Source organism: Enterococcus ureasiticus (assembly GCF_001730285.1).
Lineage (GTDB): Bacteria > Bacillota > Bacilli > Lactobacillales > Enterococcaceae > Enterococcus_L > Enterococcus_L ureasiticus.
This window is the reverse complement of sequence record NZ_MIJZ01000001.1, coordinates 614,814-631,924: the sequence shown is the minus strand read 5'-3', so window position 1 is coordinate 631,924 and position 17,111 is coordinate 614,814. Positions and strand designations below refer to the sequence as shown.

13 protein-coding genes and 1 riboswitch are annotated in these 17,111 nt (G+C 34.8%); all 13 genes read left to right on the top strand.

Going from position 1 to position 17,111, the window contains the following annotated elements; all coding sequences use genetic code 11:
- Positions 1-20 precede the first annotated feature (20 nt).
- The 13 genes from BCR21_RS02970 (at position 21) to BCR21_RS02910 (ending at position 16,796) form a co-directional block, all read left to right on the top strand.
- The gene (locus tag BCR21_RS02970; RefSeq protein ID WP_069645019.1) at positions 21-2,093 is read left to right on the top strand and encodes a heavy metal translocating P-type ATPase; all 2,073 of its coding nucleotides are present in this window, start codon (positions 21-23) and stop codon (positions 2,091-2,093) included.
- Positions 2,094-2,200: 107 nt separating this feature from the next.
- A complete protein-coding gene (locus BCR21_RS02965) occupies positions 2,201-3,679 on the top strand; it encodes an AcpB/EbpR/MafR family transcriptional regulator (RefSeq protein WP_069645018.1) in 1,479 nt (492 codons plus the stop codon).
- Positions 3,680-3,739: 60 nt separating this feature from the next.
- Positions 3,740-4,651 (top strand): aldo/keto reductase, encoded by a 912-nt coding sequence (locus BCR21_RS02960; RefSeq protein ID WP_069645017.1) that lies wholly within the window; start codon positions 3,740-3,742, stop codon positions 4,649-4,651.
- A 517-nt stretch (positions 4,652-5,168) separates the two neighbouring features.
- Entirely contained in the window at positions 5,169-7,814 is a 2,646-nt protein-coding gene (polA, locus tag BCR21_RS02955; protein WP_069645016.1) for a DNA polymerase I, read from the top strand.
- Between the two features lie 98 nt (positions 7,815-7,912).
- Positions 7,913-8,749: a DNA-formamidopyrimidine glycosylase gene (gene mutM / locus BCR21_RS02950; protein ID WP_069645015.1), complete on the top strand. Its 837-nt coding sequence runs from the start codon at positions 7,913-7,915 to the stop codon at positions 8,747-8,749.
- A 3-nt stretch (positions 8,750-8,752) separates the two neighbouring features.
- Positions 8,753-9,349: a dephospho-CoA kinase gene (gene coaE / locus BCR21_RS02945; protein ID WP_069645014.1), complete on the top strand. Its 597-nt coding sequence runs from the start codon at positions 8,753-8,755 to the stop codon at positions 9,347-9,349.
- Between the two features lie 258 nt (positions 9,350-9,607).
- Complete coding sequence (locus BCR21_RS02940; RefSeq protein WP_069645013.1) at positions 9,608-10,837, top strand: nucleotide sugar dehydrogenase; 1,230 nt, start codon at positions 9,608-9,610, stop codon at positions 10,835-10,837.
- A 47-nt stretch (positions 10,838-10,884) separates the two neighbouring features.
- Positions 10,885-11,445 (top strand): pectate lyase-like adhesive domain-containing protein, encoded by a 561-nt coding sequence (locus BCR21_RS02935; protein WP_069645012.1) that lies wholly within the window; start codon positions 10,885-10,887, stop codon positions 11,443-11,445.
- A gap of 50 nt (positions 11,446-11,495) precedes the next feature.
- A complete protein-coding gene (locus BCR21_RS02930; RefSeq protein WP_069645011.1) occupies positions 11,496-13,124 on the top strand; it encodes a glycosyltransferase in 1,629 nt (542 codons plus the stop codon).
- A gap of 228 nt (positions 13,125-13,352) precedes the next feature.
- Entirely contained in the window at positions 13,353-13,838 is a 486-nt protein-coding gene (gene nrdR / locus BCR21_RS02925) for a transcriptional regulator NrdR (RefSeq protein WP_010761066.1), read from the top strand.
- A 12-nt stretch (positions 13,839-13,850) separates the two neighbouring features.
- Complete coding sequence (locus tag BCR21_RS02920) at positions 13,851-15,257, top strand: replication initiation and membrane attachment family protein (protein ID WP_069645010.1); 1,407 nt, start codon at positions 13,851-13,853, stop codon at positions 15,255-15,257.
- A complete protein-coding gene (gene dnaI, locus BCR21_RS02915; RefSeq protein ID WP_069645009.1) occupies positions 15,257-16,186 on the top strand; it encodes a primosomal protein DnaI in 930 nt (309 codons plus the stop codon). Before BCR21_RS02920 ends, dnaI begins: the two co-directional genes overlap by 1 nt.
- Before the next feature lie 139 nt (positions 16,187-16,325).
- On the top strand, positions 16,326-16,796 hold the full coding sequence (locus BCR21_RS02910) for a hypothetical protein (protein WP_084013203.1): 471 nt from the start codon (positions 16,326-16,328) through the stop codon (positions 16,794-16,796).
- A gap of 77 nt (positions 16,797-16,873) precedes the next feature.
- Positions 16,874-17,044, top strand: a riboswitch (M-box (ykoK) riboswitch).
- Positions 17,045-17,111 lie beyond the last annotated feature (67 nt).

Sequence of the window (17,111 nt, the reverse complement as noted above, 5' to 3'; positions counted from 1 at the left end):
CAGAGAAAGAAGGATTTTTAATGAATGGCAATGAAGAAAAACATGCAGATGAACACCCTCATAAAATAGAAAATATGGATCATAGCTCAATGACGCCTCATAATCATGACCAGATGTCTGGTATGGATCATTCCATGCATATGGGAAATTTTAAACAAAAATTTTGGCTTTCACTGGTTCTTGCAATCCCAATTATTTTTCTTTCACCAATGATGGGTGTTGATTTACCTTTTCAATTTACTTTTCCAGGCTCGGATTGGTTGGTCCTGATTCTGGCTTCTATTTTATTTTTTTATGGTGGAGAACCATTTTTGAGTGGAGCCAAAATGGAGCTGAAACAAAAAAGTCCAGCGATGATGACGCTGATTGCCATGGGAATTTCAGTCTCTTATTTTTATAGCATTTATGCATTTGTTATGAATAAATTGATGCCGCACAATCATGTGATGGATTTTTTCTGGGAACTAGCAACCTTGATCGTTATCATGCTACTAGGACATTGGATCGAAATGAATGCTATTTCAAATGCTAGTGATGCTTTACAGAAAATGGCTGAACTTTTGCCAGATAAAGTCAAGCGATTGAATAAAGACGGTAGTGAAGAAGAAGTATCTTTGCAGGAGGTCAAAGAAAATGATCACTTGGTCGTTCGGTCAGGAGATAAAATACCTGCAGACGGCATAATCATTAAAGGGAATACTTCAGTTGATGAATCGATGGTCACAGGTGAATCAAAAACAGTCACAAAAAATGAAAAAGATAAAGTAATTGGAGGCTCTGTCAACGGTAGCGGAACCATCGAAATAAGCGTAACGGGTACAGGTGAGACAGGCTACCTTTCAAAAGTGATGGATATGGTCAAAAAGGCTCAGACTGAAAAATCAAAATTAGAATCTCTGTCAGATCGAGTTGCTAAATGGTTATTCTATATAGCACTTGGAACAGGTCTATTAGCATTTATCGTCTGGCTGATTATCGATAAAGATTTAAGCATTGCATTTGAACGAATGGTAACAGTTTTTATTATTGCCTGTCCTCATGCATTAGGTTTAGCAATTCCTTTAGTTGTGGCCCGTTCTACTTCAATTGCAGCAAAACATGGTTTGTTATTAAAAAATCGAAATGCTCTGGAACAAGCGAACGATATGCAGTATGTTATGTTAGATAAAACGGGTACTTTGACCCAAGGTAAATTCACAGTAACAGGAATTGAAATGTTCACTGATAAAATCACGCAAAAAGAAGCTTTAAAAGTGATCGGTGCTTTAGAAAACAATGCCAATCACCCTTTAGCAATCGGTATCATGAATTATCTAAAAGAAAAAGCTATTTCTCCTTACAAAGCAGAAAATCTCCAAAATATTTCTGGCATAGGACTAATCGGTAATGTGAATGGACACGCAACTAAAATTGTTAATGAAAAAGAAGTAGATCGCTTGAAAATTTCTTTTGATCTTTCATTGAAACAGAGCTACCAAGAACAGGGAAATACGTTAAGCTACTTAATTATCGATGAGCAATTAGTAGCGATGATTGCACTGGGAGATGTAGTAAAACCAGAAGCAAAAGAATTCATCGCTGATTTAAAAGCGCAAGAAATCATTCCTGTGATGTTGACAGGTGATAATAAAGTAGCTGCCGAGTCAGTTGCCCATTACTTAGGAATTGATGAATTTCATGGAGAGTTATTGCCAGAAGATAAAGAGAAAATCATTCAAACCTATGTTAGTGAAGGGAAAAAAGTCATGATGGTTGGTGATGGGATCAATGATGCGCCAAGTTTAGTTAGAGCGACAATCGGTGTTGCTATAGGAGCTGGGACAGATGTTGCAATTGATTCAGCTGATGTAGTTTTGACTGATAGTGACCCAAAAGATATTCTTCGTTTTTTGGATTTAGCTAAGCAAACAAGACGTAAAATGATTCAAAATCTTTGGTGGGGAGCTGGCTATAATATTATTGCAATCCCACTCGCAGCCGGGATTCTAGCCCCGTGGGGAATCTTATTGAACCCGGCCGTTGGAGCAATTTTGATGTCTCTAAGCACCGTAATTGTTGCTGCGAATGCTATGACATTAGGTATCCACAATTAAAAAAATGAAAAGTAATGAATAATGCGTATATTTTATATGCATTATTCATTACTTTTTTTGAATACGATTGATAGAATGAGTGTTTATTTTTAGTGTGGAGGTTTGAGATGGAATATAAAGAGATTCTTGATTTTGAATCAAGCAAATTACTTAGGCTTTTTAATTTATTAAAGTCAACTGACAATAGCGGTTCATTAGAGAGCCTTTCAAATGAATTAGGAATCAATGCAAAAACAATAGTTAGATCTATGAAAAAATTAAATAAGCTATTTAAACGTTATCAGTTGGATGAGCATTTAGCGATTTGCAGTCGATCAAAGAATCATTTCTATTTAAGAAGGGACAATGAAATATATGTGGAATTTTTTTTAGTTCAGTATTTAAGCGATTTACCAGAGATTACTTTTTTAAAAGCGATTATTGAGGAGGAAGATACTCAAGCGAAACAGCTAGCTGAAAATTTGTTGATCAGTGAATCAAGTATGAGAAGACGGGTGAAAAAAATCAACGAATGGCTAAAAAAATATGATATCTATTTAAAACGCGGTACCTATAGACTTGTGGGGGAGGAGGAGCAAATACGAGCATTTATTTTACATTTCTACTGGTTTGTTTATCAAGGGACAGAAACTAAATTTTTACTACTAAAAAAAACAAATTGCCAGCAGTTAATGAATCAGCTCGTTCATTTTTTTAAGATGCAAATCAACGATTTACAGAAGGAATCACTTTTTCGAATCATCCAAATCGCAGCTTGGCGTTATCAAAAAGGAAAAAAGGTTTGGATAAAAGAGGAGTGGAAGCAATATATTGAAAACAGTTCAATTTTTTCTAAATTTGTAAAAGCTATGAAGATCGATGAAGATACTATAAACTGGGATTTTGAAGAATTATGCTATCTCTATTTAATTATTCAGGCCCATTTTTTACCATACTTTGGTTCAAGTATACAAGCATATATCATTGAAGAGCATTATCTAAAGAAGACAACATCCTTTTCAAATACATTAGTTGCTACAAATAAATTGAAGCAAGCTTTTTGGGATACCAGATTTGATCATTCAAAAGCAAGTGTTGTAGCTTTTTTAGGTTTCCATTTATATTATGAGTTGGTTTCAGGTTTTTTATTCGAAAAAAATCAATCAGAAGTAATCCTTCAAGAAAATTATCCAGATTTCATGGAGAAACTCAATGTGGGGTTATGTGAATTGATCAAAGAAAACTCAATTTATCAACGGATACCAATTGATGCATTATGTTATCGTTATTTTATGATTTTAAGTTCACTGATTTCACCAGTATATAGTGAAAAAAGAATATTTATCTGTTTGATGACTGATTTATCGCTTGAAAAAGAAACAGAGCTAGGACAAAGGATCAACGATTTTTTCAGAAACAAGTTTAATTTAGTTGTGGTCTATGCTAGAACTTCAAAAGCCATTTCATATGCTGACATTGTTTTGACAACCGTTGTCTACCAAGCTTTAAATCAAAAATACACCCAGCCAGTCTTGCTCGTTGAACCGAATTTTTCAGAAGAAGTTTTTTTTCAAATTGAAAAATTATTAAAAAAAGTCAGAAAATGAAGCCCTTTCACTAATGTGTGTTAAAATATATTTGTGAATATAATTTTAGGAGGTTTTTCAGTGAAAAAAATTCAATTTGGGACAAGTGATTTACAAGTGGCATCAGTTATTCTTGGGTGTATGAGAATGAATGGAGCCGAAAATCCCGCAGAAATTATTGAAACAGCCTATGATCATGGCATTGATTTTTTTGATCATGCAGATATTTATGGCGGTGGGGAATGTGAAACGATTTTTGGTAAAGCGTTGAAAGAAACATCAATCAAAAGAGAAGATATCATCATCCAGACAAAATGCGGTATTCGTAAAGGAATGTTTGATTTCTCAAAAGAACATATCGTTTCTTCTGTTGAAGGCAGTTTAAAACGTCTAGGCGTTGATTATGTAGATGCATTATTGCTTCATCGGCCGGATACACTTGTTGAGCCAGAAGAAGTAGCAGCAGCTTTTGATCAACTGGAATCACAAGGAAAAGTAAAATATTTTGGTGTTAGTAACCAAAAACCAATGCAAATCGATTTATTGAAAAAAACTGTGAAACAACCACTTTTAGCAAATCAGTTGCAGTTTGGGATCAAACATACAGATATGATCGACCAAGGTATTCATGTGAACATGACTGATGATGCAAGTATTGATAGAGATGGCAGCATTTTAGATTATTCTCGTTTGAATGAGATGACTATCCAAGCGTGGTCTCCTTATCAATATGGTTTCTTTGAAGGTGTTTTTATTGGTAATGAGAAATTTTCAGAACTAAATGCGACGTTAGATCAAATTGCTGAACGTCACAATTGTACTTCAACAGGTCTAGCTACAGCATGGATTTTAAGACATCCTGCAAAAATGCAAGTCATAGCAGGAAGCATGAATAAAGAACGAATCAAAGAGATTGCTAAAGCAGCCGATATTATAATAAGTAGAGAAGAATGGTATGAAATTTATCGTGCAGCTGGGAATATTCTACCTTAATTTACAAATTTGAATTGTTTCATTCACATAATATTCAAAAATTACTTGTAAGATGAAGTAGTGGAAATGAACTTCATTTGTGTGTAATGATAAAAAAAACGTCCTATCTGAGTGTGCAGAATGGGCGTTTTTGTGTAAATTGAAGATAATTGTGAGCTTGTATTAATTACGCTAACTCAGTAATTTTGTTTATACTTCAAAGTAGTTTTAGGAAAAGGTGAGCTACAAACCAAAAGACTATTTCCAACCTAAAAAAATTACATTTTGGCAACCGTTCGTTCATATAATATTCACAAATTGCTTGTATTATAAGGACATAGAAGAAAGACAATAATTACAAGTAATCAATTTCATTTGTGTGAACTCCTAATTGACCCGCTCTGAGTGTGCAGAGCGGGTCTTATTTTGTTTTCAATTCAATGAGCTTTACGAACTTTAGTTCCTTCCTACTGCAAAGTTGACGGATTTTTGTTAGAATAAGAAGGAAACCAGTTTGCTGAAGATGAGGAGAAAAAAGATGACAAAAAATAAGTTATTATTAGTTGATGGAAACAGTGTAGCTTTTCGAGCGTTTTTTGCTTTGCACAATTCCCTAGAACGTTTTAAAAATAAAAATGGGTTACATACAAATGCTGTATATGCGTTTAATAATATGTTTGAAAACGTCATGACAAAAGAAAATCCGACCCATGTTTTAGTTGCATTTGATGCAGGAAAAACAACCTTTAGAACCGAATTTTATCCAGAATATAAAGCAGGTCGTTCGAAAACACCAGGAGAATTTAAAGAACAAATGCCTTATATTCGCGAATTGTTGACTGGTTTAGGTGTGAAATATTATGAGTTAGACAATTATGAAGCAGATGACATCATCGGAACGCTTGCTACTAAAGTACCGAAAGACGAATTTGATGTTGTTGTGTTGTCTGGAGATCGAGATTTAACGCAACTAGCGACAGACTCAGTGAAGGTTGATATTACGATCAAAGGTGTTAGCGATTTAGAGACTTATACACCAGAACATGTAGCTGAAAAATATGATGGTTTAACACCCAATCAAATCATCGATATGAAAGGTTTAGCCGGAGATACTTCAGATAATATTCCTGGGGTGACGAAAATCGGTGAGAAGACCGCTATTAAATTATTGAAAGAATTTGGTTCAGTCGAAGGTGTTTACGAAAACATCGATAGCTTGAAGCAAAGCAAAATGAAAGAGAATCTGATCAACGATAAAGAACAAGCCTTTATGTCTAAACGCTTGGCCACGATTAATGTAGATTCTCCAGTTGAAATAAATATCGATGAACTTAAATATGAAGGAAAAGACTTAGAAAAATTGATTCCATTTTATAAAGAAATGGAATTCAAGCAAATGCTAAGCAAATTAAATGTTGAAGAAGAAATCGTTGAGCTAGGAGATGTGCATTTTGATGTGGTAGATACATTTACAGAAGAAATGTTTACTGATGATATGGCATTATATATTGAAATGCTTGAAGATAACTATCACACTTCACCGATCGTAGGTGTTGCTTGGGGAACGAAGAACAAAGTATATACGACGAATAGCTTGGAACTATTTGAAAGCAAACCATTTATTGATTGGTTGTTGTCAGAAAAATATAAAAAAATAGTTTATGATGCAAAACGGACGTATGTCTCGCTTAACCGTTATGTTGGTAAGCCTCAAGGGATTACGTTTGATGTATTATTAGCAGCATACTTATTAGATACAAATGATAATAGTGCGGATATTGAAGGCGTAGCGCAGCATTACGGCTATACGGATATTCATTCTGATGAATCAGTTTACGGAAAGGGTGCGAAAAAAGGCTTGCCGGAAGATGATGAGGCATTCTTCAGTCATCTTGCGAGAAAAGTCAATGCAATCCATTTTCTTTCTGAAAAGCTTGCTGCAGAATTAGTGGAGAAAAATCAAGCAGATCTATTCTATAAAATGGAATTACCACTCTCGAAAATTTTAGGCGATATGGAGATCACAGGAATTCGTGTGGATGCTAATCGATTGAAAGAAATGCGTATCGAATTTTCAGATCGACTACGTGAAATCGAACAAAAAATATATGCAGAAGCAGGCGAAGAATTCAACTTGAATTCACCTAAACAATTAGGGGTAATTTTATTTGAAAAAATGGGTTTGCCAGTCATTAAAAAAACAAAAACTGGATATTCAACTGCAGTGGACGTATTAGAACAATTAAAAGAACAAGCACCGATCGTAGAAGACATTTTAGTTTACCGTCAGATTGCCAAAATTCAATCGACTTATGTTGAAGGACTACTAAAAGTGATTCAGCCGGATGACAAAATTCATACACGCTACGTTCAAACATTAACTCAAACTGGACGTTTAAGCTCAGTGGATCCTAACTTGCAAAATATTCCGATCCGTTTAGAAGAAGGACGGAAAATTCGTGAGGCATTTGTACCAAGAGAGAAAGACTGGTTGATTTTTTCATCTGATTATTCTCAAATCGAATTACGTGTTTTAGCTCATATTTCAGATGATCAACATTTGAAAGAAGCGTTTATTGAAGGGCAAGATATTCACTCAAGTACAGCAATGCGTGTATTTGGTATTGAAAAACCAGAGGATGTGACGCCAAATATGCGTCGTCAAGCGAAAGCGGTAAACTTTGGGATTGTCTATGGAATCAGTGATTATGGTTTGTCACAAAATCTGGGTATTACTAGAAAACAAGCGCAAGAATATATCGATACCTATTTTGAAAAATACCCAGGCGTTAAAAAATATATGGAAGATATCGTTCGAGACGCAAAGGATAAAGGATTTGTAGAAACATTGTATAACCGTCGCCGTTATTTACCAGATATCAATTCACGTAATTTTAATTTGCGTTCTTTTGCAGAACGGACTGCGATCAATACACCGATCCAAGGAAGTGCTGCTGATATTTTGAAAATTGCGATGATCAACATGCAAGATCGACTAAAAGAAGAAAATATGCAAGCGACGATGTTACTACAAGTGCATGATGAACTTGTCTTTGAAGTACCTGAATCTGAATTAGAAAAACTAGATGCATTAGTGAAAGATGTAATGGAAAACGCTGTTACTTTGCATGTACCGTTATTGACTGACAGCAGTTGGGGGAAAACATGGTACGAAGCAAAATAGTAAACTAAAATAATTTAAGAAAAGACTGACCAAACGAAAAAAGTTTTGAAAACTTTGACGCGTTGGTTTCGGTCTTTTCTTCTAAGGAGAGATGGAATTTGCCTGAATTACCGGAAGTTGAAACAGTCAGAAAAGGGTTAGAAAAATTAGTGGTTGGAAAGACGATCGAAGAAGTTACGATATTATGGCCGAGAATCATTGAGTCACCGGAATCAGAAATTTTTGCACAACAGTTGATTGGTCAAACGATTGAAAAAATGGAACGTCGCGGCAAGTTTTTGATTTTTAGATTAACGAATTATGATATGATTTCCCATTTACGAATGGAAGGAAAATATGAAACCCATGAACCAGAAGAGGAGCGGACTAAGCACACGCATGTGATTTTTACCTTTACTGACGGAACTGAATTACGTTATCTTGATGTTCGGAAATTTGGCCGTATGGTTTTGGTACCTAAGAATCAAGGGGAAAATTACAAAGGGATTTTAGCTTTAGGCCCTGAGCCGATTCCGTCTGAATTCAAGCTGCCTGAATTTCGTACAGGGTTAAAAAAACATCATAAAGCAATTAAACCCTTATTATTAGATCAGCGTTTAGTGACAGGCTTAGGCAATATCTATGTGGATGAAGCGTTATGGGAAGCGAAGATCCATCCTGAACAACCAGCAGACACGTTAAAGCCAAAGGAAGTGGAACAGCTATATTATGCAATTATTGATGTTCTTGGCTGTGCTGTTGAAGCAGGCGGAACTACGATACGTAGTTATCTAAATGCGCTAGGAGAAGCGGGAACATTTCAAATTTCACTAAATGTCTATGGTCAGACTGAGAAACCTTGTCCAAGGTGTGCAACGCCAATCAAAAAAATAAAAGTAGCACAACGCGGCACACATTTTTGTCCCAAGTGTCAAACCTTGAAAGTGAGGAATTGACCAATGGGTATGATATTAGGGCTGACAGGCGGTATTGCAACAGGGAAAAGTACAGTTGTTACTGTATTCAAGAGTCTGAATTTTCCTATCGTCGATGCGGATGTAATTGCTCGAGAAATCGTTGAAGTAGGGACGCCAGCATTGGAGAAAGTAGTAGCTGTTTTTGGTTCTGAAATAGTAAGCAAAGATGGTTCATTAGACCGAAAAAAACTAGGTGAAATTATTTTTTCTGATGAGAAAAAAAGAAAAAAACTGAATGAAATACTCTCTCCCTTTTTGAAAAAAGCGATTTTAACTCAGATTGCTGATAAAAAAAATCAGGCCCCGTTGGTTATTGTTGATATCCCTCTATTATTTGAAGGAGGTTATGATAAGTTTGTTGACAAAGTTGCAGTTGTTTATATTCCAGAAGAAACGCAACTAGCCCGTTTGATGAAACGAGATAACTTGACGCAAGCCGAAGCGCAACAACGGATCAAAAGTCAATTGTCCATTGAGAAGAAAAAAGAAAAGGCAGATATCGTGTTTGATAATCAAAAAAGTATTGAAGAGACAGAAAAAAAAGTGAAAAAATGGGTATCTAAAAATATTTTTGAATAAAATAACGAGATTTTTAGTTTTCGTTTTTTGTTGATAATTTAAAAATAGTGAAAATGAATATAGTGAAACACGTATTAAACATTGTTTGTACGTGTTTTTTTTATTTTAAATTAAATATAGAGCTGTGATAAACTCATTTATACATATGCTTTAGAATAACGTGTTTATTGCGGAGAGCATAGACAATTCTGTCAAACCTGTGTTATCTTTTTTGTGAGCAAAAGGATTGCGAAAAAAAGGGAGATAGTGAAGAGTGAGATGAAAAAAGAAGTAGTGGTAATCGGTTTAGGATATGTTGGGCTGCCAAGTGTAATAAATCATGTGAAAAATGCTCATAAGGTAATTGGGTTTGATATTGATAAACGAAAAGTTGACATACTAAATAAAGGGGTAAGTCATCTTGACACTGTATCGGATGAAACCGTTCAAATGCTAAAAGAAAAAGGCACTTTATTTACCTATGATGAGCAACTAATTAAAGAAAAAGATATTTACATTATTGATGTGCCGACGCCAATCGATAAAAATAAAATTCCTGATCTAAGCTATATCAAATCGGCTGTTGATTTGATCAAAAATAAAGTGAAAAGAGGTTCATTGATCATTTTAGAAAGTACAACGTATCCCGGAACAACTGAAGAATACCTTGTAGCTGAGTTTTCTAAGCTTGGCTATCATATCGGAATCGATCTTTTCATCGCTTATTCCCCGGAAAGAATCGATCCAGGCAATACACAATCTCAGAGTGTCAAAATCCCAAGAATCGTTGCAGGATATACAGACAAATGCTTATCACAAGTGAAAGATTTTTTTGGAAGCCATGTTTCTTCCGTTCCTAATTTGAAAACAGCTGAATTAGCTAAAATATATGAAAATACTTTTCGGCTGGTCAATATCGCGTTAGCGGATGAACTTCAAAAAATTTCGGATAATTTAGATATTGACGTAGGTGAGGTGTTGGAAGCAGCAGCAACAAAACCTTTTGGATTTATGAAGTTTACACCAAATTTAGGTATTGGAGGACACTGTATTCCTGTAGATCCTTATTATCTCACATGGTTGATGGCAGACCGAGGAGTAGAAACACCATTGATCGATATAGCAGGAAAAATCAATGATTCAATGCTTGATTATTACTTAGAGAAAATCAAAGATCTTACAACAGCGAGCAAAAAAGATTTTACAGAGATGAATATCGCTGTTTTAGGTGTGACATATAAAAAAAATGTTGCAGATGTCAGAATGTCATCAGTTATCTCATTAATAAAAAAATTAAAAGAGAAAAATATATCGATTGTTGCATATGATGATGTGATGCACCCTTACAGTACATCAATAAATGAAACAGTTATCAATTTGGATCAAGACTATCAGCAACTGATGCAATATGATCTAGTAATATATGCTGTGGATCATGATGTGTATGAAGAGAAGAAAAAACTTATTATGGATAAGAGCCGATTGTTTTATGATTTAACGACAGTATAATGCCCCCACTTTGATTAAGGATTGTTCAAATAGGAGGTGAAAAAATAATGAATGATAGTTCAAGAAAAAACAAACGCAAAGAAAAACAATACGCTGCAAAAAAACGCTCAACTCAGCTATTAAAAATAGTATTATTACCATTGTTCTTTCTCCTTGCGTTGATTTTCCTAATCTACGGAAGAAATAAATCAGATGATCCTTATTTACTTCATCTATCAAAAAAACAAGAAGATTTATTGGTCATCAAGGAAAAGAAATATGTCGATATTTATACGTGGGAAGAGTTAGTGGCGGCTATTTCAAATAAAGAATTGACTGAGATTAATATAAAAAAAGACATTAAATTTCCTCAATCTCAAAATAAATTGAAATTAAATCAGTTGACAAAAGTCCGTGAAGAGAAAATTTTTCGCTACGATGATACCTTAAAAAAAGAGCAAAAGCAGACCATACTGATGGTAAGCTTAATCAAACGAAACCTAAGTCGAAAAGTCTTGATTAGTGGTGAGAAACGAAACATTGATTTGGGCAATGTAGAAATAGACCTTCCCAAAGGACTAGAGCTTGAATTCAAAGAAGTAACGTTGTTAAGGAGTTATCATTATTAGACAAAATATATTAGATTCGATGTGCAACTGTTTTTTGAAAGGATGTTTTGATGAAAAAAGGATTTTTCTTTTTATTAGAATTCTTTGGTATAATTTTCATGTATTTGATTCCAATCGCTTCTATATTGTATATTGCAATATATGAGTTGATTCATTTTTTTCACCCCTCAATCGAAAGCTTTATTTTATCTGGAAAACTCCCACTACTAGTCATGCTGATTATTTTTATGCTGGAAGTCATCATTCATTTTACGTTCAAACCTCAACAGAAAAAAATATTACGTAAATTAGGAGTAAAACCGAAAATTAGGCGCTATAAAATAGGTTTTTGGGCAAATATTCGAAGTCAGAGTAGTAAGCATACACTGTATAATAAAAATGGTTTTTTGTTAGTATTTACGCTTGTTTCGATTCTTTCTTTAGCAATTGTATGGTTTCAATTTAGGTTGCCTAGTGGTTATCGTCATTCTTTGAGTGGGATTGCTCCTTTTTTTACAATGAGTGGTGGAATGGCATTAGCTACTCTTATTTTAAGTACTTTATATACACCATACGTCTCTGAAAAGGTCAGCAAACGAAATGTATACATATTGATGCCTATGTATAATGAACCAATTGAAAACATTAAAAATACATTTCAATCTATTCTAAATCAAACACTTCCGCCAGCTGAATTAGTTGCTGTTGATGACGGTAGCTCGCTTGTCGATTATTCAAAACTTGCAGAGGAATACCAAGGGATTTTTGCTGAAAAAGGTATTTCTTTTCAGTTTATCAAGCAGAAAAATAGTGGGAAACGCGCAGCACAGTTAAATGCGTATAACCATTTAGAAATTTCTGATTTTCATAATGAGATCATCTTAACAATCGACAGTGATACTGTTTTTGAAGAACATGCGATAGAACAAGGGATCGTCCCGTTTGAAGACGAACGTGTTTATTCTGTTGCAGGCGTGATTGTGACAAGAAATGTTACAGATAATCTTTTGACTGTGATCACAGATTTATTAGTGATCGGACACATGGTGCTTATAGAACGATCAATGAACTCTATGTTTGGCAGTGTAGCTGTTAATAGCGGTCCAATTGCATTTTATCGGGCTGAAGTTTTAAACTTAGCTCAAAAATTAGGGTATGAAAATGAAAAGTTTGGTCGTGTTAGAGTAGAATTCTCGGATGATAGTTTCTTAACATTAACAGCGATGCTTTTAGGACGGACTGTTGCTCAAATGACAGCAGTTTCTTATACAGATTTGCCGAATAAACTGAGTCATCATGTACGGCAACATCTACGTTGGAATAGAGGCAGTTTTATTAGAGGCTTTTGGCGGTTAGCACTGTTCCCTGTTAGTAGTTTTGTTTTCTTTAGACAGGCATTTGGCTGGGCTATGTTTGCGGCTATGAACGTTATTAAGTATCAATTGATTTATTGGCTGTTTTTTGTAATGACTGATTTTCCATTAATTTTAGTAGCTCCTTTAGCATTTAGTGCCGTTTATTCCCTGGCATATCTTTCAATTCCTAGGAATGATTTGGCAAATCGGGATAAATGGATCGTTTTTTTAGCTTTTCCATTTACTGTACTATGGGCAATTTTCGTATTGTCGCCTGTTCGAATTTGGGGATATATTACCCATCGGAATACAGGATGGGGAACGCGAGACAAAATAGAACTGTAATACGATAATGATTGGGTAAGTTTGAACGTTCAAAACGTCGGCTTACTCGATTATTTTTTTTGAAACAAGAGAAAAATGTTATTAAATAAGAGCGTAACAATAAGAAAAAAATGCTTAAGAAGTAATCGTTAATGACTGGTTTCTCAAGCATTTCATGTTATAATATAGAAAGTAAACTAAAATGAAACTTTAAAAATAGATATTATTAGATAAAATGAGGTGAACACTATGCGTTGTCCAAGATGTCATCATAATAACTCCCGTGTAATCGATAGTCGCCAAGCGGATGATGGTCGTGCGATTCGTCGTCGGAGAGAATGTGAAAATTGCAATTACCGTTTTACTACATTCGAACGAATTGAAGCAGCTCCATTGTTAGTCATCAAGAAAAATGGTGACCGGGAAGAATTTAATAGAGAGAAAATTTTACGTGGGTTGATCCGTTCGGCTGAAAAACGTCCAGTTGCCATGGAACAAATGGAACAAATCGTTGATAATGTTGAAAACCGTGTCCGTAGCTTAGGAGAAAATGAGATTTCGACTACTTTGGTCGGAGAATATGTAATGGAAGATTTAGTTAATTTGGATGAAATCGCCTATATTCGATTTGCCAGTGTCTACCGTCAATTTAAAGATATGAGTGTGTTCTTAAAAGAACTACAAGGAATCGTAGATAAAGCAAAATCTTCAAATTCAGATACAACAAATGAATAAGGAGGTCTTTCCTTGAAAGACAATTGGAAAGAAGTCCACCCTAAAAGTATTTTTCAAGCAGCACTATCTCATCCTTTATCCAATCAAGAACAAGCGATACTGACGTTTTTATATCAGCCGATTATTGGTGCTGAAGCTTTTAGCTTATACTTGACACTTTTATCAGAAGTTGAAGAGACAGGCGTTAGTGAGTCACTTTTTCATGCAGATTTGGTTACGATGATGGACATGAGTATCAAACAAATCCAAGCGGCTAGAAAGAAATTAGAAGGAATTGGTTTATTAGGAACGTTTGTTAAAAATGATTCTGAACTAGGAATGCATTTTTTATATCGCTTAAATCATCCTGAAACAGCTGAACGTTTTTTTAAAGATGAAGTATTGTCGCTAACATTATTGAACAGTGTAGGACAAAGAAAACTCGATAAATTATTTGAACGTTTTAAGCCAAAATTTGTTAATTTAACTGGCTATGAAGAGATTTCAGCAGGATTTAAGGATGTCTATTTATTCAAAGAAGAACAAATGATTTCTCAAAGTAAGCAGTTGATGCAAATGGAACAATCGTTTAATGATCCAAGACCTGCGCAAAAACCAAGTGCAGTCAATGAAAGCTTTGATTGGACTTATTTTGTTCAAGGAATAGAAAAACTTGGGATCAAGTTGCCCGATAATAGTGCTGGATTCAAAGAAGAAGTGTTTATCTTCCATAATTTATTTGGGATTACAGAATTGGATATGATTGATTTTTGTTCTAAATCTTTTGACTATTATACAAGTAAGATTGATGTGAAGGACTTTGAGCGGGCAGTTTATAGAACCTATGATCCTGACAAAAAGCAAAAATCAAGTGAGTTTCAAAAAAATGATTCAGTGGAGTTATCGGCAGAGGATCAGCAAACATACCGTTATAATTCATTGAAAATGAATGGTTTTTCAACGCAAGATATTCAGATGATCATGGATAGTGAGAAAAATTTTCCATTAAATTATTTGGAAGCATTAAAAAATGAGCGTGGTGGTTATACAACCCCGCAAGAGCGTTCGTTAGTCAAGTATTTAGTGAGTAAATCTGGACTACCAAACAGTGTGATCAATGTGTTGATCAATTATGTTTATAATATACAAAAACAACCCACATTAAAGGCTGATTATGTGAATCGAATCGCCAATGAATGGGCGCAAAGTGGCATTTTTTCACCAGAGAAAGCCATTGATCATGTCCGTGAGCTAGCCAAAAAGGGTAAAGAACAAAAACAAACAAGGCAGAGATACGGACAAAATAATCGACCGATCCGTCAAGAGACATTACCAGATTGGGTGGATAATCCAGTCGAAGAGCAGAAACTATCAAAAGAAGAGCAAGCGCGATTAGACAAAGAAATTCAAGATTTCTTGAGTAAAGGAGGCGGCAATTAATGGAAGATGTAGGAAAAGAAATGTCAAAAATCATTCAAAGTAGAGATATGAGTGAACGATATAATGAACTTGTTGAAGTTGTACTGAAAGATAAAGATGTACAACGATTTATCGAAGAAAATCGGGAACGTTTAACGGACGATGATATTCGAAAAAGCTATTCGAAGCTGTATGAGTTTGTCCAAGAAAAACGTAAGTATCAATTGAATGATCCAACAATGATTGCTCCTGGATATGAACCTCAATTAACCTTGAATTTTCATTACATTGATGTTACTTATGTACCAACTGAAGCCTTGATCGCTAAGCAAAAAGAAGACGAGATCCGTAAACGAGTTCGAGCAATGGATATGCCTAAAGATGTAAGAGAAGCTAGTTTAAGTAGATTTGATACGGCATCACAAGGCCGTGCCCAAGCAATGGCTGAAACCATGAAATTTTTAAATGAGTATACCTCAAAACCTAAAGAATTTCATAAAGGACTATATCTTCAAGGAACATTTGGTGTTGGTAAATCTTTTCTGTTAGGTGCGATTGCTAATAGTTTGGCTGAACGCGGTTTTGTTACAACAATCGTCCATTTTCCAACTTTTACAGTTGAAATGAAACAAGCAATCGGTAAAGATATGGTAGGTCCAAAGCTTGATGCTGTTAAGAAATCACCCGTTTTAATGATTGATGATCTGGGAGCAGAATCAATGACGTCTTGGATTCGAGATGATGTCTTAAGCGTTATTCTGCAATATCGTATGCAGGAACAATTAGTAACGTTCTTTTCATCAAACCTTGACTTAAAAGACTTAGAAAAACATTTATCTGTGACTCAACGAGGGGAACAAGAGCCGTTGAAAGCCCGTCGAATCATGGAACGTATTCGTTATTTAGCACAAGAGATTACGATGTCTGGTAATGATCGGAGAAATGGCTAAAGACGACTTTTATCTAGATTGCAAGTGATTGAGTTATACCTCAGTCACTTTTTTTATTTTCTTTAATAATGATTTGTAGTAATGGACTACGATTGATTCTATAGCTTATAATAAAGTAACAGTATTGGAGGGCATATCTATGAAAAAAATCGCAATAACAATTTTAACAGTATTTACATTGATTTCTTTGGGAGCATGCACACAAAATAAAAAAAGTTCGTCAAAAGGAAGTGAAGAAACTTCAATGAGCAGTAAAAAAGATCAAACGACCGATGAAACATCAGACACTAAAGACCAAGAAAAATCTCAATCTGTATTCACAGCAGTTTTAGTTGAAGATGCTAAAACCAATGACACAGTGGATAAATCAACACGGCTAGTTTTAAAAGAAGTCGAAGCAGTTGAAGATCCAGAGGAAATTGTTGGTATGATGAAAAATGATGGGGTTATTTTGAATGTATCAAAAGATCAATTAGCAGATGGAATCACAGAAAATGACTTGAAAACAGGAGATAAGATTCAATTTACTTTAGTAGGTTTACCTGCGATGACGATGTCGATTCCACCCCAAGTAGCTGGAAATTCAGTTGTTAAAGTTGAAAAAAATTAATAAATATTAAAAAAAATAAACAGAAAACATTGACATTTGTTTTACAACGGTGGTATAGTTTCACATGTAAGATAACTAAATAGATTTGTTAGGTGAGGCTCCTATACAAACACAGGCTACTGCCCAAAAACATCGAGAGATGCCAATGGGTAGAACAGGGATTGTCGATTACAAGGCTTTTCATAAGGTAGCTAAAAGCTCTGCTTTTTACGTTGTATAGTGCCAAAACTCAACGACTAGATCATGCAGGCTTTTTTTTGTGCGCTTATTTATGACCTTCCGCTGAGTTTTGGCGGAAGGTCATTTGTTTTTTAT

Coding starts and splice junctions, on each gene's coding strand:
- nrdR (WP_010761066.1), top strand. CDS start 13,353: ATGCGTTGTCCAAGATGTCATCATAATAACTCCCGTGTAATCGATAGT.
- coaE (WP_069645014.1), top strand. CDS start 8,753: ATGGGTATGATATTAGGGCTGACAGGCGGTATTGCAACAGGGAAAAGT.
- dnaI (WP_069645009.1), top strand. CDS start 15,257: ATGGAAGATGTAGGAAAAGAAATGTCAAAAATCATTCAAAGTAGAGAT.
- BCR21_RS02930 (WP_069645011.1), top strand. CDS start 11,496: ATGAAAAAAGGATTTTTCTTTTTATTAGAATTCTTTGGTATAATTTTC.
- BCR21_RS02910 (WP_084013203.1), top strand. CDS start 16,326: ATGAAAAAAATCGCAATAACAATTTTAACAGTATTTACATTGATTTCT.
- BCR21_RS02940 (WP_069645013.1), top strand. CDS start 9,608: ATGAAAAAAGAAGTAGTGGTAATCGGTTTAGGATATGTTGGGCTGCCA.
- BCR21_RS02970 (WP_069645019.1), top strand. CDS start 21: ATGAATGGCAATGAAGAAAAACATGCAGATGAACACCCTCATAAAATA.
- polA (WP_069645016.1), top strand. CDS start 5,169: ATGACAAAAAATAAGTTATTATTAGTTGATGGAAACAGTGTAGCTTTT.
- BCR21_RS02935 (WP_069645012.1), top strand. CDS start 10,885: ATGAATGATAGTTCAAGAAAAAACAAACGCAAAGAAAAACAATACGCT.
- BCR21_RS02965 (WP_069645018.1), top strand. CDS start 2,201: ATGGAATATAAAGAGATTCTTGATTTTGAATCAAGCAAATTACTTAGG.